General features: G+C 73.7%; 21 protein-coding genes. 7 read left to right on the forward strand and 14 right to left on the reverse strand.

What is annotated here, in order from left to right; translation table 11 throughout:
- Nucleotides 1-7: 7 nt before the first annotated feature.
- Complete coding sequence (locus DSM104299_RS25335) at nt 8-1459, reverse strand: ferredoxin reductase family protein (protein ID WP_272474451.1); 1452 nt, start codon at nt 1457-1459, stop codon at nt 8-10.
- A 105-nt stretch (nt 1460-1564) separates the two neighbouring features.
- On the opposite strand from DSM104299_RS25335, the gene DSM104299_RS25340 reads away from it, so the two are divergent.
- Both DSM104299_RS25340 and DSM104299_RS25345 read left to right on the forward strand, forming a co-directional pair.
- Nucleotides 1565-2314, forward strand: a complete 750-nt coding sequence (locus DSM104299_RS25340) for an FAD:protein FMN transferase (RefSeq protein WP_272474452.1) — start codon at nt 1565-1567, stop codon at nt 2312-2314.
- Nucleotides 2315-2713: 399 nt separating this feature from the next.
- Nucleotides 2714-3040 carry a cupredoxin domain-containing protein gene (locus DSM104299_RS25345; protein WP_272474453.1) on the forward strand — a complete coding sequence of 109 codons (327 nt, stop codon included), beginning with the start codon at nt 2714-2716 and terminating at the stop codon, nt 3038-3040.
- A 71-nt stretch (nt 3041-3111) separates the two neighbouring features.
- Here the strand turns inward: DSM104299_RS25345 and DSM104299_RS25350 are convergent, their stop codons facing one another.
- The 4 genes from DSM104299_RS25350 to DSM104299_RS25365 form a co-directional block, all read right to left on the reverse strand.
- Nucleotides 3112-3876, reverse strand: a complete 765-nt coding sequence (locus DSM104299_RS25350; RefSeq protein ID WP_272474454.1) for a ferritin-like domain-containing protein — start codon at nt 3874-3876, stop codon at nt 3112-3114.
- A gap of 84 nt (nt 3877-3960) precedes the next feature.
- Nucleotides 3961-5172, reverse strand: a complete 1212-nt coding sequence (gene lhgO, locus DSM104299_RS25355; RefSeq protein ID WP_272474455.1) for an L-2-hydroxyglutarate oxidase — start codon at nt 5170-5172, stop codon at nt 3961-3963.
- A gap of 25 nt (nt 5173-5197) precedes the next feature.
- Nucleotides 5198-5569 (reverse strand): hypothetical protein, encoded by a 372-nt coding sequence (locus tag DSM104299_RS25360; protein ID WP_272474456.1) that lies wholly within the window; start codon nt 5567-5569, stop codon nt 5198-5200.
- A 225-nt stretch (nt 5570-5794) separates the two neighbouring features.
- Nucleotides 5795-6361 (reverse strand): TetR/AcrR family transcriptional regulator, encoded by a 567-nt coding sequence (locus tag DSM104299_RS25365; protein WP_272474457.1) that lies wholly within the window; start codon nt 6359-6361, stop codon nt 5795-5797.
- 148 nt (nt 6362-6509) lie between these two features.
- Between DSM104299_RS25365 and DSM104299_RS25370 the strand changes: the two genes are divergently transcribed.
- Together DSM104299_RS25370 and DSM104299_RS25375 are read left to right on the forward strand one after the other, a co-directional pair.
- On the forward strand, nt 6510-7343 hold the full coding sequence (locus tag DSM104299_RS25370) for an MBL fold metallo-hydrolase (protein ID WP_272474458.1): 834 nt from the start codon (nt 6510-6512) through the stop codon (nt 7341-7343).
- On the forward strand, nt 7340-8077 hold the full coding sequence (locus DSM104299_RS25375) for an MBL fold metallo-hydrolase (RefSeq protein ID WP_272474459.1): 738 nt from the start codon (nt 7340-7342) through the stop codon (nt 8075-8077). Before DSM104299_RS25370 ends, DSM104299_RS25375 begins: the two co-directional genes overlap by 4 nt.
- On the opposite strand, the gene DSM104299_RS25380 is transcribed toward DSM104299_RS25375, so the two are convergent.
- Complete coding sequence (locus DSM104299_RS25380; RefSeq protein WP_272474460.1) at nt 7978-8418, reverse strand: hypothetical protein; 441 nt, start codon at nt 8416-8418, stop codon at nt 7978-7980. The two genes, DSM104299_RS25375 and DSM104299_RS25380, sit on opposite strands and share 100 nt — an antisense overlap.
- Nucleotides 8419-8584: 166 nt before the next feature.
- On the opposite strand from DSM104299_RS25380, the gene DSM104299_RS25385 reads away from it, so the two are divergent.
- The gene (locus DSM104299_RS25385) at nt 8585-9040 is read left to right on the forward strand and encodes an RrF2 family transcriptional regulator (protein WP_272474461.1); all 456 of its coding nucleotides are present in this window, start codon (nt 8585-8587) and stop codon (nt 9038-9040) included.
- Nucleotides 9041-9055: 15 nt separating this feature from the next.
- Here the strand turns inward: DSM104299_RS25385 and DSM104299_RS25390 are convergent, their stop codons facing one another.
- Both DSM104299_RS25390 and DSM104299_RS25395 read right to left on the reverse strand, forming a co-directional pair.
- The gene (locus DSM104299_RS25390) at nt 9056-9931 is read right to left on the reverse strand and encodes an NmrA family NAD(P)-binding protein (protein ID WP_272474462.1); all 876 of its coding nucleotides are present in this window, start codon (nt 9929-9931) and stop codon (nt 9056-9058) included.
- Nucleotides 9928-11250, reverse strand: a complete 1323-nt coding sequence (locus tag DSM104299_RS25395; protein WP_272474463.1) for an MFS transporter — start codon at nt 11248-11250, stop codon at nt 9928-9930. The genes DSM104299_RS25390 and DSM104299_RS25395 overlap by 4 nt, the downstream gene beginning before the upstream one ends.
- An 87-nt stretch (nt 11251-11337) precedes the next feature.
- On the opposite strand from DSM104299_RS25395, the gene DSM104299_RS25400 reads away from it, so the two are divergent.
- Nucleotides 11338-12234: a LysR family transcriptional regulator gene (locus DSM104299_RS25400; protein ID WP_272474464.1), complete on the forward strand. Its 897-nt coding sequence runs from the start codon at nt 11338-11340 to the stop codon at nt 12232-12234.
- 314 nt (nt 12235-12548) lie between these two features.
- Nucleotides 12549-12725: a hypothetical protein gene (locus tag DSM104299_RS25405; protein ID WP_272474465.1), complete on the forward strand. Its 177-nt coding sequence runs from the start codon at nt 12549-12551 to the stop codon at nt 12723-12725.
- A gap of 474 nt (nt 12726-13199) precedes the next feature.
- Here the strand turns inward: DSM104299_RS25405 and DSM104299_RS25410 are convergent, their stop codons facing one another.
- The 6 genes from DSM104299_RS25410 to DSM104299_RS25435 are packed head-to-tail and all read right to left on the reverse strand — an operon-like array spanning nt 13200 to nt 18578.
- On the reverse strand, nt 13200-14357 hold the full coding sequence (locus DSM104299_RS25410) for a pyridoxal phosphate-dependent aminotransferase (RefSeq protein WP_272474466.1): 1158 nt from the start codon (nt 14355-14357) through the stop codon (nt 13200-13202).
- Nucleotides 14354-14998 (reverse strand): 4-carboxy-4-hydroxy-2-oxoadipate aldolase/oxaloacetate decarboxylase, encoded by a 645-nt coding sequence (locus DSM104299_RS25415; protein WP_272474467.1) that lies wholly within the window; start codon nt 14996-14998, stop codon nt 14354-14356. Before DSM104299_RS25415 ends, DSM104299_RS25410 begins: the two co-directional genes overlap by 4 nt.
- Complete coding sequence (locus tag DSM104299_RS25420; protein WP_272474468.1) at nt 14995-15846, reverse strand: carbon-nitrogen hydrolase family protein; 852 nt, start codon at nt 15844-15846, stop codon at nt 14995-14997. Before DSM104299_RS25420 ends, DSM104299_RS25415 begins: the two co-directional genes overlap by 4 nt.
- A 12-nt stretch (nt 15847-15858) precedes the next feature.
- Nucleotides 15859-16623, reverse strand: a complete 765-nt coding sequence (locus tag DSM104299_RS25425) for an amino acid ABC transporter ATP-binding protein (RefSeq protein ID WP_272474469.1) — start codon at nt 16621-16623, stop codon at nt 15859-15861.
- Nucleotides 16620-17612 carry an amino acid ABC transporter permease gene (locus tag DSM104299_RS25430; protein WP_272474470.1) on the reverse strand — a complete coding sequence of 331 codons (993 nt, stop codon included), beginning with the start codon at nt 17610-17612 and terminating at the stop codon, nt 16620-16622. The genes DSM104299_RS25425 and DSM104299_RS25430 overlap by 4 nt, the downstream gene beginning before the upstream one ends.
- Nucleotides 17613-17618: 6 nt before the next feature.
- Complete coding sequence (locus DSM104299_RS25435) at nt 17619-18578, reverse strand: transporter substrate-binding domain-containing protein (RefSeq protein ID WP_272474471.1); 960 nt, start codon at nt 18576-18578, stop codon at nt 17619-17621.
- Nucleotides 18579-18623: the final 45 nt, after the last annotated feature.

Raw genomic sequence — 18623 nt, forward strand, 5'->3', positions numbered from 1 at the left:
TCCTTGTTCAGAGCGAGAACGACTCGTGGTGGATGCGGCCGGACGGCACGCCGGCGGCGCGGGCGGCGTCGCCGACCAGCTCGGCGAAGCCCGCCGGCCCGCAGAGGTAGACGTCGCGCCGCGCGATGTCGGGGACGAGGCGGCGCAGGGCCGGCGCGTCGAGGGTGACCTCCGCGCGCGACCCGATCAGCTCGTGCACCCGCCCGCCGCGCCGGCGGACGTGCTTGGCGACCTCGTCGCGCAGCACGAGGTCCTCCGCGCGCGAGCCGCGCAGCACGACCTCGACGTCGACGCCGGCCGGCAGCTCCTGCAGCAGCGCGCGGATCGGTGTGATGCCGACGCCGGCGCCGATCAGCAGCAGGCGGTCGCCGCGCCGCGCGTCGGCGGTGAACGCGCCGTAGGGGCCTTCGATCGCCACGCGCGTCCCGGCGGGCACGCGCGCCAGCGCGGCGCTGTGGTCGCCGAGGTCCTTGACGGTGATCCGCAGGTGCCGGCCGGCGGGCGCCGCCGACAGGGAGTAGGGATGCGCCTGCCACCACAGCCCGGGACGCAGGAAGCGCCACTGCAGGAACTGCCCGCCGGCGATCGGCAGCCGGTCCAGGCGCCGGCCGGCCAGCAGGACCGAGAACGTGCCGGGCCCTTCCGGCTGGACGCCGACCACCCGCACCTGATGGCGCAGCGAGCGCCACAACGGCAGCACGACGCGGCAGGCGACGACGAGCACGAGCGTCCCGATCCACAGCGCCGTCCACCAGTGCCGCGCCCAGGGGTGGCCGACGAACGACGCGCCGGTGTCGACCTGGTGCGAGAAGGCCAGGAACAACGCCAGGTAGGTGTACAAGTGCACCGACCACCAGGTCTCGTAGGCGAGCCGGCGGCGGGCGAGGCGGTAGGACGTGATGCCGGCCGCCATCAGCAGCACGAACGCGACGGTCGAGGCGACGATGCCCGGGTAGGTCCACAGCAGCTGGCCCAGCTGGTGCAGCAGCCCGTCGTGGGCGGCCTGCGCGTAGCCGATCGTGATCAGCGCGCCGTGCGCGCAGAGCAGGTAGAGCGGCCACGGGCCGAGCTTGCGGTGCCAGCCGACGAGGCGGTCCTGACCGGTCGCGCGCTCCAGCGGCGGCAGCCGTGCGACGAGCACCACGACGACCACCATCGCGTACGCGGCGGCCAGGCCGGCCACGCGGCCGCCGGCCGTCGCCAGGCCGCCGTCGGCGCGCAGCGAGCCGGCCGACTCGGCGTTGACGCCGAGCGCCAGCGTGGCGCCGAAGCCGAGACCGGCGAGCGCGGTGAGGGCGTCGACGACGCGGGGCCGCTGGCGGGCGGGCAGCCGGCGCGGGCGGCGCACGGCGCGGCGGACGTGCTCGACGACCGGCGGCCGGGGCGGCGGCGGTGCGTCGGCCGCAGCCGGCGCGGGCTCCGGCTCGCGGTAGTCGATCCAGAGGCTGGCGTCACGCATCCCGTGGTCACTCTCGACCGGTTGGCCGAGAATCGTCCGAGACGACCCTGAGCGGAGCCTGAGCGTGCGCGCCGCCGCGCGCCGTCTCGGGGATGATCGGACGCGATGCCCCCACGCCACGTCCACGTCGAGCAGGTCATGGGCACGGCCGTCTCGCTCGACGTCCGCGGCGCCGACGTGCCCGTCGCGCGGGCGGCGGCCGCCCAGCTCGCGGCCTGGCTGCACGACGTCGACCGCCGCTTCAGCACCTACCGCGACGACAGCGAGATCCGCCGCATCGACCGCGGCGAGCTGGCGCTCGGGGAGGCCAGCGAGGACGTGCGCTGGGTGCTGGACCGCTGCGATCGACTGCGGCGCGAGACCGGCGGCGCCTTCGACGACCGCGCCGGAGGCCGGCTCGACCCGTCCGCGCTCGTCAAGGGCTGGGCCGTCGAGCGCGGCGGCGACCTCCTGGTCGCGGCGGGCCTGACCGACTTCATGATCAACGCCGGCGGCGACGTGATCGTGCGCGGCGGCGCGCTGCCCGAGCAGGTCTGGCGCGTCGGCATCCAGCACCCGCGCGACCGGACGACGATCGCGGCCGCCGTGAGCGTCACCGACCAGGCCGTCGCCACGTCCGGCACCTACGAGCGCGGAGCGCACCTGATCGATCCGCGCACCGGCGAGCCGCCGTCCGGCGTCCTGTCGGTGACGGTCATCGGCCCGGACCTCGGGCTCGCCGACGCGTACTCGACCGCGGCGTTCGTCCTCGGTCCCGACGGGCCCGCGTGGACGCTGCGCCTGGAGGGCTACGAGGCGATGACGATCCTCGCCGACGACCGGGTCCTGCGCACGCCCGGCTTCCCGCAGGGCTGACGCAAGGACCGAGGCGCCGCCGGGAGCTGTCCATCCCCTGCGGCGCCTCGCGCGTCCTCACGTGCTCGGTCGCGAGGCGCTGGGTCAGGGCGACCGCGCGACCCACCTCCTCCGGTCGCCCGGTCCGGAGGAGAGCCGGAAGACGAGGCGACGACGTGGTGGAGGCGTCCTCACAAGGTAGGCGTGCAACGCCCCGAAGCGGTCGACACACGGTCGGAGATCGGACGCGGGTTTTCGCCTGCCGGTCGAGGACGTGCCGAACCGCACTTGGTCAGTCGGCCGCGGCGACCTTCGCGCCGGAGCCCGTCCCCCGTAGGTGTGCTCGGCGCCGTCGCGGTCGTCGTGGGGCGCGGGTCGTGACGCGCTGATCCGCCCGCCTCCGCGCGACGCATGACCACCATGAACGCACGCGCGAAGCTCGCCACCCTCGGCACCCTGGTCGTCTGCGGCAGCGCGGTGGCGCTGCCCTCCGCCCTGGCCGCCGGCCAGACGACGGTCACGCTGAAGGACATCTCCTTCAAGAAGTCCACCGTGACGATCGCCAAGGGCGCGTCGGTGACCTGGATCTGGAAGGACGGCCCGTCGCCGCACAACGTCACGTTCGCCCGCCGGCACAGCGCGACGAAGAAGACCGGGACCTACACCTTGGCGTTCGCCAGGGCCGGGACGTTCACCTACCACTGCACGATCCACCCGGGGATGGACGGCAAGGTCGTCGTCCGCTGAGCTGAACGGCGATCTGCAGACGTCGAGCCGCCCGGAGGCGGCTCGACGTCCTGCACCGGATGCGGGTCGGGCTAGGGCTGGAGGTCGCCCTTGACGATGTTCAGGCCGGAGACCGTCTTGATCGTCTTGTTGAAGGAGAACGCCGGGTTGAAGGCGTTCGGGATCGGGTCGGCCGAGGTGTCGATGCCCTTGAACTTGACCAGCGCGGCCGTGTAGGCGGCGTGGTTGGCCTCGACCGAGTGGATCGAGAGGGCGGCCTTCACGATGGCCAGGTTGTTGATGTAGGGGCCGGCGCCGGCGTAGGCGGCGGTGCCGACCGGCTCGATCGAGGCGGCCGTCTTGATGAACGTGTTCTGGTCGGCGAGCAGCTTGCCGACCGTGTCGAGGTTGACGGTCGGCGGCTTGACGGCGGCCGAGCCCAGCACCTTCTTGAGCGCCGCGACGTGGGCGGCCTCGTGGGCGGCCAGCGTCTTGGCGGCGGCGGCGATGTCGGCGTCGGCATAGCCGGCCTTGTCGGCGGCGGCGTAGAACGCGGCCTCCAGGTACTCCAACGTCAACGCGTAGTTGCCGATCTTGACGTCGTTGGCATTGGCCTTGCCGCGCCGGATCGACCGCGAGCCCGACGTGGAGTAGGCGCCCCTCTGGCCGGCCGTCGCCGACGCGAACGCGTCCAGCGGCGACAGCAGGGCGCTGACGCCGAACACCGCCGCGCCGCCGATCCCGGCCTGCCGCAGCAGGTTGCGCCGCGTGCCGCTGGGATCCCACGCGCCGGCGTCGTCCGCCGACTGGCGCACATCGCCGGACGGGTCGAGGTCCTCGATTCGGAAATTGGTCATAGGTCCGGCTGCGCATCGAGCGGCGCAGCGGATCACGCCGGGGCGCGAGCTTGGCGCGTCGGCACGCCCGGTCCGCCGGAAGACCTACGCCAACGCGGGCGCGACGCGGTCGGCGAGCAGGCCCGCCAGCGCGAGCGCCGACGTCGCGGCCGGCGAGGGCGCGTTGCGCACGTACTGGACGCCGCCGACGTCGTGCACGACGAAGTCGTCGACCAGCGCGCCGTCGCGCCCCACCGCCTGCGCGCGCACGCCGGCCGGGCCCGCGACGACGTCGTCGGCGCCGAGCTCCGGCACGTAGGCCGCGCACGCCCGGACGAACGCCGCGCGGCTGGCGCCGAGGCGCAGCTCGCCGGCGCCGGCGCGCCAGTGGCGGCGCATCATCCGCCACGTTCCGGGCCAGGCCAGCGTCGCGGCGACGCTGCGCGGATCGACGCGACGCAGGTTGTAGGCGTCGGGCGCGCCGACCATCAGCGCGGTCGGGCCGAGCCACACCTCGCCGTCGATCCGCTTGGTCAGATGGACGCCGAGGAACGGCAGGGCGGGGTCCGGGACGGGGTAGATCAGCGAGCGCACGAGCGCGCGCCGCTCCGGGCGCAGCCGCAGGTAGGCGCCGCGGAACGGGACGATGCGCGGGTCGGCCGGCGCGCCGGCGGCGCGCGCCAGGCGGTCGGTCCACGCCCCGGCGCAGACCAGGCCGCGGCGTGCCCGCAGCTGCTCGCCGTCGGCGGTCGTGACCCGGACGCCACCGTCGGCGGGCGCGATCGCGGTGACCGCGCAGCCGGTCCGCAGCTCGGCGCCGGCCGCCTGGACGTCGGCCGCCAGCGCCCGCGCGACCGCGCCGAAGTCGACGATCCCGGTCGTCGGCGAGTGCAGCGCGGCGACGCCGGCCGCGTGCGGCTCGATCTCGGCCAGCTCGGCCGGCCCGACGCGGCGCAGGCCCGGGACGCCGTTGGCCAGGCCGCGCGCCTGGAGCTCGTCGAGGCCCGGCAGCTCGCGCTCGCTCAGGGCGACGATCACCTTGCCGCAGCGCTCGTACGGGATCCCGCGGGCGTCGCAGTAGGCGTACAGCTTCTGTGCGCCCTCGACGCACAGCCGCGCCTTCAGCGAGCCCGGCTTGTAGTAGATGCCGCCGTGGACGACGCCCGAGTTGGACCCGGTCTGGTGCCGCGCGACGCCGTCCTCGCGCTCGAGCACCGTCACGCGCAGGCCGGGCCGGCGCGCCAGCAGCTCGCGCACGGCGGCCAGCGCGACGATGCCCGCGCCCACGACCACGAGATCGCGCCGATCCCCGCTCACGCCCTCGAGTCTCGCGCATCGCCGCTCAGCGCGAGGCCATGGTGTCGCCGACCACGCGGACGACCACGACGGCGACGTCGTCGTTGCCCGCGCCGCCGTGGCGCGCGGACGCCCCGACGATCGCGTCGGCCATGGCCTGGGCGCTGGTGCCGGCGCGGGCCAGCGGCGCGCACACGGCGTGCAGGCGGCCCTGGCCGAAGAACGCGCCGCCAGTGCGCGGCGTGACGCCGAGCCGCTGCCGGGCGTGGCGGGCGATCAGCGTGCCCCCTCCAACACGTAGAGCACGCCGAGCGCGTCGTCGACCGAGGCCACCGCGGGCAGCTGCGCCACGGCGTCCGGTGAGCGGGTCTCCGCGCTCGGTGGCCGCCCGACGGGCGCGCAGGTCGGCCAGCAGCAACGGCACCTTGCGCCGCGCGGAGTGACGGCCTTGAGGACGGCCATCGCGTCCGGCGAGCGCGGTGGGGGTCGCGCGACTGCAACGGACGACATGGCAGCCCCTGACGGGTCAGACCTCGATGGTGTCGCACGGCGCGACGATCTCGCCGCCGTCCAAGAGGACAGCGCCTCAAGAGCATAGACCTCGGGTTCGACCCTGCGCAGCCTTTTTCGACGCGGCCAGGCCCTAGCCGCGCTCGACGAGGCGGCGCAGCCAGCGGCGGGCGCCGTGCTGCTTGGCCCCGCTCTCGTGCTCGGCCAGCGCGACCTCGACGGCCATCGCGACGACCAGGCGCGCGGCGCTCGGGGCGTCGTGCCAGCCCATGGCGCGGAGGTTGCCCTCGACCAGCGCCGCCAGCGACGCGCGACCGCCGGCGTCGTCGCGCACCTCCTGGATCACGGCCTTGACCGTGCGGTTGGCCAGGCAGGCGTCGAGGTAGGCGGTGAGGCCCGTCGTCAGCCGCTCGATCCCGGGCTCGAGGTCGCCGATGTGCTCGGAGACGTGCTCGGCGATGCGCGCGCGGGAGTCGTCGCGCAGGGCGGCGACGAACGCGTCGCGGTCGGTGAAGTGCACGTAGAACGTGCCCTTGGCCACGCCGGCCTCCTTGACCACGGCCGCCACGCTGAGCGCGGGGAGGCCGTCGCGCTCGGCCACGACGCGGCCGCCCTGCAACAGCGCCGCGCGCGTGCGCAGCCCCAGGGGCGTCACGGCGATGCGCTCGGGGCGCGCTGCGGTCTCGGGGGTCCGGGCCATCGGCCGACAGCGTACCCGACTCCGCGGCGTTTGACATGACCGCACGGTCATGTCAACATGACCGGACGGTCATATTTTAATGACCGATCGGTCATGTCATCTCTCCCCTCCGAGGAGGCCCCGTGCCCACGACCCCATTCCCTCCCCCATGCTGATCCGCCGCCTCACCTGGTGCGGGATCGAGATCGAGGCCGCCGACGGCAGCACCGCCGTGATCGACCTCCTCGAGGACGTCACGCCGCTGGCGCCGTTCCTCGGCGCGCCGCAGGGGTCGCTCGCCGACCTGCCCTACGCCGGGCGCGCGCGGGTCGCGGCCGTCACCCACCTCCACCGCGACCACGCCGACGCCGCGGCCATCGCCCGGGCGCTGCGCCCCGACGGCGTGCTGCTGCGACCGCCGGCGATGACCGGCGAGCTGCTGGAGGTCGCGGGCACCCGCGCCGCCGAGCAGGAGCTCGCGGCCCACGAGCTGCCCACGCTCGTGCTCGACGAGGGCGAGGCCGCGCGCCAGGGGCCCTTCCTGCTCACCGCGCTGCGCGCCGTCGACGGCAGCGGCGATACGCAGGTGACGTGGCTGATCGAGGTCGACGGCTACAAGGTCGTCCACGCCGGCGACACGATGTGGCACGGCGAGTGGTGGCGCCGCGCGATGGCCCACGGCCCGATCGACGTGGCGTTCCTGCCGATCAACGGCGCCGTCGGCGACTTCCCGCACCGGCAACCGGCCAGCGGGCTGAGCGGCGCGATGACGCCCGAGCAGGCGGTCGCGGCCGCGGCTGCGATGGGCGCCCGCCGGATCGTCCCCATCCACTACGGGCTCTTCGACCACCCGCCGCGCTACCGAGCGATCGCCGGCGCCGAGGAGCGGCTCCTCGACGCCGCGCGCGAGCGCGACGTCGTCGTCGCCCTCCCCGCGCTCGGCGAGCAGCTCGCCATCCCCACCCCATCGACCGAGACCGAGACCGAGAAGGCCCCCGCATGAGCGACCAGACCCCCTCCACCCCGACCACCCCCGACGTCCGCGACGTCGCGCCCGGCGTCCGGCAGGTCGCGGTCGGCCACCCGTTCCTCAGCTACATGTACCTGCTCGACAGCGACGAGGGCGTCATCGCCTTCGACGCCGGCATCCGCGGCAGCGGCCCGGACATCCTGGCCGCCGCGGGCGGCACGATCGCCAAGGTCGTCCTCAGCCACGCCCACGCCGACCACCGCGGCGGCGCGCCCGAGCTCGACGCCCCGATCTTCTGCCACCCCGACGAAGTCCCCGACGCCCAGGGCGAATGGCCGCAGTCCTACCTGGACTTCGGCCTCATCGAGAACGAGCTGGTCCGCGACGGCATCCAGCAGCTCAACCGCCAATGGGACAGCGGACCGCTGGAGATCGCCGGCACGGTCGTGGAGGGCGACGAGGTCGCCGGTCTGCGGGTCATCCACGTCCCCGGCCACGCCCCCGGCGAGATCGCGCTCTTCCGCGCCGCCGACGGCCTGCTGATCGCCGGAGACGCGATCTACACCCAGGACCTCGAGATCGCCCAGCCCGCACCCGCTCGCGTCCCGCACCCCTCGACCAACTGGAGCACCGACCAGGCGCGCGCGTCGATCCGCAAGCTCATCACCTACAACCCGACCAGCGTGTGGACGAGCCACGCCGACGCCGTGACCGGTGACGACATCGCCGCCCAGCTCGAGGCCGCCGCCGCCTTCGGCGAGGGCTGAGGACGGCGGCTCCCGCGGCTAGGCGGGCTCGGGCAGCCCGACGGCGGGCAGGCGCGGCGCCGCGCGCGTCGCAGCGCGCGGGCCGCGACGATCGCCGCCACCGCCGCGGCCGACCACGCCACCAGCACGAGGATCGGCCCGGTGGTGCCGCCGCCGAAGTAGACCGTGCCGCGCAGCGCCAGCAGCGCGGCGTGGCTGGGCAGCACGGGCGCGATGTCGCGATCGACGCCGGGGACGGACTCCGGGCCGACCGCGCCACCCGACGCGGGCAGCCACGCGCACGACAGGCCGTCGGCGGCGAAGTGGCTCCGCCCAATGCAGACGAAGACTAAACCGGTCAACTTAGTCTATATTTGGGGTCATGAGCATCGGATCCGCAGCCATCGCGACGTCGAAGAGAGCGGCGTGTCTGGGATAGTGGACATTTCCTACTATGTTGATCGACTTAGGCAACGTAGCAGACGCGCGACGTGCGCAGCGCGTCGCGCGATCGTCCAGAATGTGGCCGTGCGCATCTCCGCCAAGGCCGACTACGGGGTCCGCGCGGCGGTGGAGCTCGCGATCGCTGAGGGCGGCTCACTGTCGGCTGACGCCGTCGCACGCGCCCAGGACATCCCCGTCTTCTTCCTCAAGAAGATCTTCAACGACCTGCGCGTCGCCAACCTCGTCGCGACGACGCGCGGGCGCGGCGGCGGCTACCGCCTCGCCCGGCCCGCATCGGCGATCTCCGTCGCCGACGTCCTGCGCGCGATCGACGGCCCACTCGCCGACGTGCACGGCGAGGCCCCCGAGAACCTCAACTACGAGGGCCTGGCCGAGCCGCTGCAGGACGTGTGGATCGCCCTACGCGCCAACGCCCGGGCCGTGCTGGAGACCGTGACGCTGGCCCACATCGCCGACCGACGGCTCCCCAAGCGCATCACGAAGCTCGCGAGCAGCGACGACGCGCGCTTCCGCCGCTGACGCGGCGCGAGCTGGTCAGCGGCGCGGCGCTTCCCGGTGAAGCTCGCGAAGGTACTCGCCGGGCGTGCGCGGCTCGCGGCCGAGGATCGCGCGCAGCACCACGCCGTTGCCGGCCGAGCCGTGGTCGTGATAGTCGGCGTACACGGCCGCGAGCAGCGCCCACTGCTCCTCGGTGTAGGGCAGCGGGACCGTCCGGCGCCAGGCTTCGAAGCTCGGCTCGACCGCCACGACGGCGTGCCCCACGACGTCGCTCATCGCCGCCGCGAGCGCGTGGCGATCGGGCATGCCGTCGGCCGCCAGCTCGTAAGTGCCGTAGGCCAGGCGATCCTCGGTCAGCGCGATCGCGGCGACCTCGGCGACGTCGCGGTAGTCGACGCGGGCGACGCGCGACCGTGCTGAGAACGGCTCACCGAACGACCCATGCTCCACGACGGCCGGCCACGCGCCCGCGATGTTCTGCAGCACCGTGGCGGGCTGCAGCACGGCGAAGTCCATGCCGGACGCGTACAGCGCCTGCTCGACGGGCTGCTTGGAGGCGTGGTTGGCCAGGCCGTTGGTGGGGTGGAGGACGCCCGAGAAGGCGAAGCGGCGCACCCCGGCGGCGACGGCGGCCTCCACCAGGTGCAGCCCGAGCTGCGCCTCGTCGGGCACGAACGCGGGACCGATGTGGAAGACGCCGTCGGCGCCGCGGACCGCCGCGCGCAGGCTGGCCGGGTCGCGCAGGTCGCCGAGCGCGATCTCGTCGACGCCGCGCCGGCGCGCCGCCGCGGCCTGCGCGTCGTCGCGCGCCAGCGCGCGCACCCGCGCGCCGCGACGCGCCAGCTCGGGCACGACGAGGCCCGCGATGCGCCCGGTCGCGCCGACGACGAGGACCGTCTGCTCGCCGCTCATCGCAGCGCCCCCGCGGCCAGGACGGCGGCCGCCGGGAAGGCGGCCACGAGCGCGAGCGCGTCACCCAGCCCCACGGAGTCGGCCAGGGCGCCCGCGGTCGCGGTCCCGGTCGCTCCTCCGATGAAGAACGCGAGGTTGAGCAGGCCGACGGCAGCGCCACGCTGGGTGGGCGTGACGTGCGCGGCGATCTCACGGGTCAGGACGACCTGCGTGACCGCGAAGGCGGCGAACCCGGCCGCGGCGGCGGACAGCAGCACGCCGGGCGGCGCGTCCGCCAGGCCCGCGGCGAGCAGCGCCGCGCCGAACGTCCCGCCGACGACGGCGAGCAGACCGGCGCCGCCGAGCCGGTCCGCCAGGGGCGCCGCCGCGCGTGACAGCCCGGCGCCGAGCACCGCGCCGGGCAGCAGCGCCGCGCCGATGGCGAGGACGTCCCACCCGTGCTCCTGGCGCAGGAGCTGCGGGGTCGCGTAGACGATCGCGAAGAACCCCGCGTAGACGCCGAAGCCGGCCAACGCGGCGCCGACGAACCGGCGGTCGGCGCCCAGCGACCACGGGACGAAGGCGTCCGCGCGACGGCGCGACCGGACCGCCAGCGCCGCCGCCGACAGACCTGCCGCCGCGGCGACGAGCAGCGCCGTCACGAGCGGGAGGGCCAGCGCGTGAGCCTGGATGACGACGACGAGGCCGGCGGCGGCCGCGGCGAGCAGCGCCGCACCAAGGAGGTCCAGCGGCGCTCCGGAGGCTTCGCGGAGCGTGACGAGCTCGCGGCAGGAAGGGATCGCGGCGATGGCGAGCGCCGGCAGGACCAGCGTGGGCCGCCACCCGATCGCCTCGGTCACGGCGCCGCCGGCGAGCGTCGCGCTCGCGGCGAAGACCGCGATCGTCACACCGAACCACCCGAGCACCTCAACGCGGTGGCCGTCGGGCACCGAGGCGGAGAGCGCCAGCGCGGTGGCGACCAGCCCGCCCGAGCCCGCCGCGAGGGCGAGCCGTCCGACGACCAGGACGGTCAGGGTCGGCGAGAGCAGGCAGATCGCGGCGCCGAGGACGAGCAGGACGGTGGCGGCGGCCATCGTGACGCGGGCGCCCGCGACATCGGTGACCCGCCCGAACAGCGCCGTCCCCACGCCCAGCGCGAGGGCGTGCGCGGTAAGGACCCACGTCGCGGCGACGGGACTCACGCCGAGGGCGGCGCCCGCGCGCGGCAGGGCCACGCTCGCCGCGGTGACGCCGAACACCGACGGTCCGAAGAGCGCGCCGAGCCGCAGCCCGATCGCGGTCGACCCGAGCGCGGGCGCCTTGAGCGTGATGGTGGACATGCCGGCAGCCAATCGCCTCGCCGCCTGGCGACCTAGGGCCACCTCGCTCTGCGATTGATCACGCGAGGTGATAGACCCATCGCCGACATGGAGCTGCGAGCGCTGAGCTACTTCGTCGCCGTCGCCGAGGCCGGCAGCTTCACGCGTGCGGCCGAGCAGCTGCACATCGTCCAGCCGGCGGTCAGCCAGCAGGTGCGCCGGCTCGAAGACGAGCTCGGCGTCGCGCTGTTCACGCGGACGACGCGCGCCGTGACCCTGACCGCGGCCGGCGAGCGGCTGCTGAGCGAGGCGCGCGCCGTGCTGGCCGCTGCCGATCGGACGCGACGGGTGGCCGCGGAGCTTGCGTCAGGGGACGCCGCCGAGCTGCGCCTGGCGACCGCGAGCGGTCTCGGCCCGTGGCTGCATCGGGTCCTCGACGCGCTCGCCGGGTCGGCGCCGGGCGTGAGCGTCCGGTTGACGACCCTGCCCTACCGCGAGCGCGTCGCGGCCGTCGCCGCCGGCACGCTCGACGCCGCGCTCGTCCACGCGGCCCGCGCGGTGGCGGACGGCCTCGAGCTGATCCCGGTGACGACGACGCCCCTGGTCGCGGCGCTGCCGGCGAACCATGCGCTGGCCGGCCGTGACCGGCTGGCGCTCGCGGACCTCGCCGCGCTCCCGGTCCGGTTGGCGCCGCGGGATCGCAACGCCGCGTTCCATGACTTCATCACCTCCGCGCTGGCCGGCGCGGGCCCTGCGCCGGTCCATGCCTCCCCGTTCTCGACGCTGCAGAACACGCTCGCCGAGATCAGCGCCGGGCCAGCCAGCTGGGCCCCGATCTACGGGCACATCCCGTCGCTGCCCGACGTGCCCGGCGTGGCGTTCCTCCCGATCGACGGACCGGAGGTCGTCACGTCGCTCGTCGTCGCCGACGGACCGCCGGGGCCGGCCATCCGCGCGCTGCTCGACGCGTGCGCCGCGGCGGGCGCGGCGGCGCCGGAGCGGTAGCCGCCGACGCGCGGTCCACCCCGCCGGCGCCGTCTCACGAGCCGCCCACGTTCATGTTGATGTGGTTGCGATGACGTGCTTGGCGCGGAGGATGGGCGCGACGTCTCGGCCCAGCGGCGTGATCGACTCCTCCACGACGGTCGGCGGCAGCCCGCCCCCCGCCGTGGCGGGGATCGCCCCCGAAGCCCTCTGACGGACTCGAACCGTCGACCCCTTCCTTACCATCCCGCGTCATCTCGGACTGGGACCATCCTGTCGACCTCGCCGCCAGCGATCCGAGCTCGACGGCCCCTCCGCCTTTCGACCTGACGTCGTTGAGCGCCGGGGCCGGTCCGTTCGCGTCGGTGCCGGTCGGCGACCTGCAGTCGTCAGAGCACGACTTCATCGACGAGAGCGACGACTACGTCGAGGACGCCGCGGATCTGCACAGCTACCCGGGCTACGGCGACCGGACCTACGGGCACGCCATCTCCGACGACGATCACAAGTGACTGCAGTACTGGCGCTGCCGATGGGTCGCGCATCAGCGACGCGCGCCGCGCGGCTGCCTTGGCGGCCGACAGCGGCACGTCCCGCAGCGCAGAACGGCCGTCGACGACGATGGTCGTACCCGCCTCTGGGTCCCATCGGAGCGCGACCGCGACGGCCGCGCCCGACAGTGGAAGCTCCCAGCTCCTTCTGCTCGAGGACCGCCTGCTTGTAGCCTTCGACGGACCGGAGGAGCGTCCGCGCTTCGGCATCCCGGAAGTCCAGCTCCTTCTGTCGCGCCACCAACTGCATCCGGAGACGGCAGAGGTTCGCGCGAGAAGACTCGCCGAGCGTTGCTCGTCGCGCTCACGGAGCAGCGCGAGCTCGTGGGCAACGTCTTGCGGCGAGCGCCTTCGCTCGGCGAGGTCGGTACGGTCGGTACCCCGGACGGGCGCGCCGAACGCTGATCGCGGCCTTGATGGCTCGGCGCCCGCTCGTCAGCGCTCGGCCGCGATGGTCAGCGTCTCGCGCAGCAGCGCGAGGCCGCGCTCCAACCGTTCGCGGTCGGTCGCGAACGAGAGCCGGACATGGCCCTCGCCCCCTGCGCCGAACTCCGCGCCCGAGCGCACGGCGAGCCCGTTGTCCCGCGCGCGCGTGACGATCTCCGCCGACGTGCCGAGCGCCCGGTGGTCGACCAGCACGTAGAACGCACCCTCCGGGCGGTGCGCGGTGACGCCTGGGATGTCCTGGAGCGCGTCGAGCACCAACTCGCGGCGCTCGGTGTACTCGGCGAGCATCGGCGCGAAGAAGCCCTGGTCACCGACGACCGCCGCCAGCCCCGCCCGCTGGATCGCGGTGTTCAGCGGGCCCGCGAACGTGCGGTGCACGAGCGCCGCGGAACGAACCACGTCGGCTGGGGCGCAGAGGTAGCCCAGGCGCCAGCCGGTCATGGCGTAGGTCTTGGAGAACGTTTGCACGTAGAGCAGCCGGTCGGCGAGCTCGGGCACGTCGAGGGCGGAGGTGAAGCCGCTGCCGGGGTAGACGATCCGCTCGTAGGCCTCGTCGCTGACGACGAGCAGGTCGTGCTCCTCGGCGATCGCCGCCAGCGCGCGCAGCTCGTCGGCCGTGCAGACCGAGCCCGTTGGGTTGCCCGGGTTGCAGAGCGTGATCATCCGCGCCGCGGGAGCGACGGCCGCGATGGCGTCGAGGTCGAGTCGGAAGCCCTCGGTCAGCGGGACGGTGCGCGGTTGCGCCCCGGCCAGCCGCGCGAGGTCGGCGTAGAGCGAGTACGTCGGGGTCGTGACGATGACCTCATCGCCGGGGTTCAGCGTCCCGAGCAGCGCTGCGGCGAGCGCGCCGCTGCCGCCGTGGGTGATCAGAACCTCCTCGGCGGCGCGGTCCCGACGCTCGCCCGTCCCGCACGTCTCCGCCAGCGCGGCGCGCAGCTCGGGGTCACCGTCCCAGGCGCCGTAGTGCGTGGCGCCGCCTTCGATCGCCTCGACCAGCGCCCGCGTGATGTGTGCGGGGGTGTCGAAGTCGGGCTCGCCGGAGGCCAGCGAGACCAGGTCCTTGCCTGGCCGCGTCGACGGCCGCAGCGAGTGCGCGATGACCTCGGTGACGCGCGCCGCGGGCGCGAACCGCACGCTCGCGCTCATGCCCTGTCCGCCGCGCGCATGCCGTAGATGTCATAGCTCAACTCGCCGGCCTCGAAGCGGACGCGCAGCTCGGCCTCGCGCTCCAGGCGCGCGCGGGACGCCTCCAGCACCTGGTCGATCCGGGCGCGCGGCACGCAGACCGCTCCGTCGGCGTCGAGGACCACGACGTCGCCGGGATGGATCGCCGTCCCGCCGACTGTGACGGGGACGTCGACCGCTCCGCGGTGCTCCTTGGTGGCGCCGCGGGCGCGGACGTGGCGGCTCCACACCGGCAGCCCCATCGCCACCAGCTCCTCGCGGTCGCGGACTGCGCCGTCGACCAGGATCCCCGCCGCGCCCTGGCCGGCGGCCTGCGTCGCCAGGAGGTCGCCGACGAGCGCGACCGGCCGCGGGTGCGGCATCGTCAAGACCAGGATGTCGCCCGGCTCCACCGCCGCGATCGCCTCGTGCACCGCGCGGTTGTCGTCCTGCCCGCACTCGGCCGTCCGGGCTGGGCCCGCGACGCGCGCGCCCGGGACGAGCCGGATCAGCGGCACGTCGATCAGTCCTTGGCGGCCCGAGGCCTCGTAGACCGTGGCGACGCCGAGCTCGGCGAGCTCGGTCATCGCTGCGGTGGGCCGGTCGATGTTGGTGGAGGTCATCGGGAGGGATTCCTTTCGTTGGGCCCTGGGGTTCCGTAGAGGTCAGGGCGGCGGTCGGCGACCAGCAGCGCGTCGCGCCCGGCCAGGGCGAAGTCGCCGGCGTCGAGCACCGCGCGCACGACCGGCGCCGTGGCGTCGTCGGGGTCGGTGAGGATCCGGCCGGTCGGGCCGGCGACCGCGCTGCGGCCCGCGAACGCGTCGTCACCCTCGCGGCCAAGGCGATTGGCGGCCACGTAGAACGCGCCGTTCTCCCACGCCCGCACGACCGCGCGGTGCTGCAGGATGTCGGCCGGGACGCCCGGGTCCGGCGCGTAGGCGAAGACCGCGATCATCAGCTCGGCCCCAGCGAGGGCCTGCAGACGCGAGACCTCCGGGTACTTCGAGTCGTAGCAGACCTGCAGCCCGACGCGGCCGAGGTCGGTGTCGAAGGCCTCGAAGCGGTCGCCGGCAGCGAAGTACGCACGCTCGCGCTGGAACAGGTGCGCCTTGCGGTGCACGTGCAGCGCGCCATCGGCTCGGTGCACCCAGACGATCGAGTTGTACAGCTCGCCATCGTCGCCGAGCTCGCTGAACCCCGCGACGACGTGCGTCCGGGTCTCTTGCGCCACCGCCGCCAGCGCATCGGTCAGGCGGCCGGGCACGCGCTCGGACGCGTCGCGCAGGCGCGCCGTGAACGCGGCGGTCGGCTCCGGCGGGACGTAACCGGTCGTGGCCAGCTCGGGGAAGACGACGACGTCGGCCGCCGCGCCCTCGTCCCGGACCCATTCGACCATCCGCTGGACGTTGGCCTCCGGCGCCAGCGGCACCGGGACGAGCTGCACGACCGAGAGGTGGACCTGGTCCTGCATCGCACCCACCTTCTAGAGGATCTTGGACAGGAAGTTGCGCGTCCGCGAATGCAGCGGATCGGCGATCACCTTGCGCGCGGGACCGGTTTCGATCACGCGCCCGTCCTCCATGAACACGAGGCTGTCGCCCGCCTCGCGGGCGAAGCCGACCTCGTGCGTCACTACGACCATCGTCATCCCGGTCTTGGCGAGATCGCGGATCACCGCCAGCACCTCCCCCACCAGCTCGGGGTCCAGCGCCGAGGTCGGCTCGTCGAAGAGCATCAACTTGGGCTCCATCGCCAGCGCCCGCGCGATCGCGACCCGCTGCTGCTGGCCGCCGGACAGCTTGCGCGGGTAGGCGTCCGCCTTGTGCGCGAGGCCGACGCTCTCCAGCAGGCCCCGCGCCCGCTTCTCGGCCTTCTCGCGCGCGACGCCCTTGACGACCACCGGCGCGGCCACCACGTTCTCCAGCACGGTCATGTGCGAGAACAGATAGAAGTGCTGGAAGACCGTGCCGATCTCCGAGCGCTGGCGGCACACCTCCTTGCCGCTCAGCTCCCGCAGGCGACCGCCGACGTCGCGGTAGCCGATCAGCTCGCCGTCGACGTAGAGACGACCGGCATCGATCGTCTCCAGGTGCTGCATGCAGCGCAGCAGCGTGCTCTTGCCGGACCCGGACGGGCCCATGATGCAGATCGTCTCGCCGCGGTGGATGTCGAGCGACACCCCGCGCAAGACCGGTGTCCTGCCGTAGGCCTTGTGCACGTTCTCGGCGCGCACCATCACGCTGCTCATGCCGTCTCCGTTCTCGCGCCGCGCAGGCGGGCGATGCCCCGCGCCACGCGCCCGGACCCCGGCTCGGGCGCGTCGGCGGCCCCGCGCGAGAACCGCCGCTCCAGCTGGTGCTGGCCGAGCGTCAGGATCGTCACCAGCACGAGGTACCAGAGCGATGCCACGATCAGCAGCGGAATCGTTTGGAAGTTGGTGTTGTAAATGGTCTGCGCCGAGTGCAGCAGCTCCTCCACGGCGATCACGCTGGCCAGCGCCGAGTACTTCAACATGGCGATGACCTGGTTGCCGGTGGGCGGCACGATCGACCGCATCGCCTGCGGCAGGACGACCTTGGCAAGCGTCTGCCTCGGGGTGAAGCCCAGCGCCTTGGCCGCGGTGGTCTGGCCGGCGTCGACCGACAGGATCCCGCCGCGCACGATCTCGGCGTAGTAGGCCGCCTCGTTGAGCGCCAAGCCGAGCAAGGCCGCGACGAACGGCGTCATCACCTTGTTGCTGGACACTGAGGTCAGCTCGGGCCCGCCGAACGGGATCCCGAGCTTGAGCCGCGGGAACAGGGTGGCCAAGTTGTACCAGAAGATCAGCTGGACCAAGACGGGCGTGCCGCGGAAGAACCACACGTACCCGCTGGAGAACAGATAGGCAGAGCGGTTCTTGGACAGCCGCATGACCCCTAGGGCGACGCCGAGCACGATCGCGATGGCCATCGACGCGGCGACGAGGTACACCGTGACCTCGAGGCCGTGGATGATGGTCGGGTCAAACAGGTAGTCGCCGACCACGTCCCACTGGAACCCGGCATTGGTGACCAGCGTCCAGCCCAGCCAGACGATCGCGACGACCAACAGCGCCGAGACGGCCGTCCGGCCGACCCCGCGAACGGGGTCGGCGCTGATCGGCTCGGGCGTGACCTGCGCATCCATCGGGTGCTCGACGACCTCGTGCGGGCGCTCGATCGCCGGTCGCACCGCGGTGTTCACCTCAGGTCTGGTCATGACGTCCTAGCTGGACTCCGTCGCGCTGATCTGCTCGGGCGTGAGCGCCTCCGCGGAGACGTCCCAGCTCTCCAGGATCTTCCGGTAGCTGCCGTTCTTGGCCATCGTCACGAGCGCTGCGCGAACGGCGTCGCCGATCGCCGGCTGCTGCTTGGGGAACGCGATGCCCGACCGCGTGGCCGAGTCCGGGACCGTGCCCTCGTCCATGATCAGTTTCTTGTTGGTGGTCTTTGCTGTGTAGGTCCCGACCGCGTTGTCCACCAAGAACCCCGCGCCGCGGCCGTTGGCCAGCGACAGGACCGTCGTTCCGCTGTCACCATAGACCTGGAACTTGATGGCCGGCTTTCCATTGGCCACGCACTGCTCCTTGGAGTACTTGCGGCCGAAGCTCAGCGGACCCGTGCCGGTCGTGCCGACAAGCGTCTGGCCGCATAGGTCGGTCGGGTCGATCTTGTCCGCGTCGACCTGGCGAACCATGAGCCCCAGCGGGTTGCCGATGTAGTCGACGAATCCGACCACAGCCGCACGCTCGGGGCTGATCGCCAGCTGGCTGACAGCGACGTCGAACTTCCCGTTCTGGATCCCTGGAATCCAGCCGCCGTCGGCCAGGTTCGTGATGACCGGCTTCACCCCCAGCGTCTTGCTGATCGCCGTGATCAGGTCGATGTCGATCCCCGTCGGCGTGCTGCTCCCAGCCTTCTTGTAGGTGAACGGCGGCCAATCGAGCATCGTCGCCACGCGCAGCGTGTTGCGCGCGGTCACGTCGGCCGGCAGCAGCTTGCGCGCCGCCTGGTCGACCGTCGTCGCGGTCGTCGCGGTCGCCGCGGTGGACGTGCCGCCACTGATCTTCCCGTCCGAGCCCGATGACCCGCAGCCCGCGGCCGCCATGGCCAGGGCGCACATCGCCGCAGCAGGAGCGAGCCCGAAGGCCCTCGGCGGCGCACCGCCGATCTTGCCTGACACCATCACTCTCCACCTTGTCGTCTCGTGTTTCGGTGCCCGCGACGCGGG

Source organism: Baekduia alba (assembly GCF_028416635.1).
Classification (GTDB): domain Bacteria; phylum Actinomycetota; class Thermoleophilia; order Solirubrobacterales; family Solirubrobacteraceae; genus Baekduia; species Baekduia alba.

What these genes read in the sequence shown, in the direction of transcription:
- DSM104299_RS25390 (WP_272474462.1), bottom strand. Translation starts at nt 9,931, where the DNA reads ATGAGCGGCGAGCAGACGGTCCTCGTCGTCGGCGCGACCGGGCGCATC.
- DSM104299_RS25435 (WP_272474471.1), bottom strand. Translation starts at nt 18,578, where the DNA reads ATGGTGTCAGGCAAGATCGGCGGTGCGCCGCCGAGGGCCTTCGGGCTC.
- DSM104299_RS25340 (WP_272474452.1), top strand. Translation starts at nt 1,565, where the DNA reads ATGCCCCCACGCCACGTCCACGTCGAGCAGGTCATGGGCACGGCCGTC.
- DSM104299_RS25425 (WP_272474469.1), bottom strand. Translation starts at nt 16,623, where the DNA reads ATGAGCAGCGTGATGGTGCGCGCCGAGAACGTGCACAAGGCCTACGGC.
- DSM104299_RS25375 (WP_272474459.1), top strand. Translation starts at nt 7,340, where the DNA reads ATGAGCGACCAGACCCCCTCCACCCCGACCACCCCCGACGTCCGCGAC.
- DSM104299_RS25345 (WP_272474453.1), top strand. Translation starts at nt 2,714, where the DNA reads ATGAACGCACGCGCGAAGCTCGCCACCCTCGGCACCCTGGTCGTCTGC.
- DSM104299_RS25415 (WP_272474467.1), bottom strand. Translation starts at nt 14,998, where the DNA reads ATGACCTCCACCAACATCGACCGGCCCACCGCAGCGATGACCGAGCTC.
- DSM104299_RS25335 (WP_272474451.1), bottom strand. Translation starts at nt 1,459, where the DNA reads ATGCGTGACGCCAGCCTCTGGATCGACTACCGCGAGCCGGAGCCCGCG.
- DSM104299_RS25420 (WP_272474468.1), bottom strand. Translation starts at nt 15,846, where the DNA reads ATGCAGGACCAGGTCCACCTCTCGGTCGTGCAGCTCGTCCCGGTGCCG.
- DSM104299_RS25395 (WP_272474463.1), bottom strand. Translation starts at nt 11,250, where the DNA reads ATGTCCACCATCACGCTCAAGGCGCCCGCGCTCGGGTCGACCGCGATC.
- DSM104299_RS25430 (WP_272474470.1), bottom strand. Translation starts at nt 17,612, where the DNA reads ATGACCAGACCTGAGGTGAACACCGCGGTGCGACCGGCGATCGAGCGC.
- DSM104299_RS25370 (WP_272474458.1), top strand. Translation starts at nt 6,510, where the DNA reads ATGCTGATCCGCCGCCTCACCTGGTGCGGGATCGAGATCGAGGCCGCC.
- DSM104299_RS25350 (WP_272474454.1), bottom strand. Translation starts at nt 3,876, where the DNA reads ATGACCAATTTCCGAATCGAGGACCTCGACCCGTCCGGCGATGTGCGC.
- DSM104299_RS25365 (WP_272474457.1), bottom strand. Translation starts at nt 6,361, where the DNA reads ATGGCCCGGACCCCCGAGACCGCAGCGCGCCCCGAGCGCATCGCCGTG.
- DSM104299_RS25400 (WP_272474464.1), top strand. Translation starts at nt 11,338, where the DNA reads ATGGAGCTGCGAGCGCTGAGCTACTTCGTCGCCGTCGCCGAGGCCGGC.
- DSM104299_RS25410 (WP_272474466.1), bottom strand. Translation starts at nt 14,357, where the DNA reads ATGAGCGCGAGCGTGCGGTTCGCGCCCGCGGCGCGCGTCACCGAGGTC.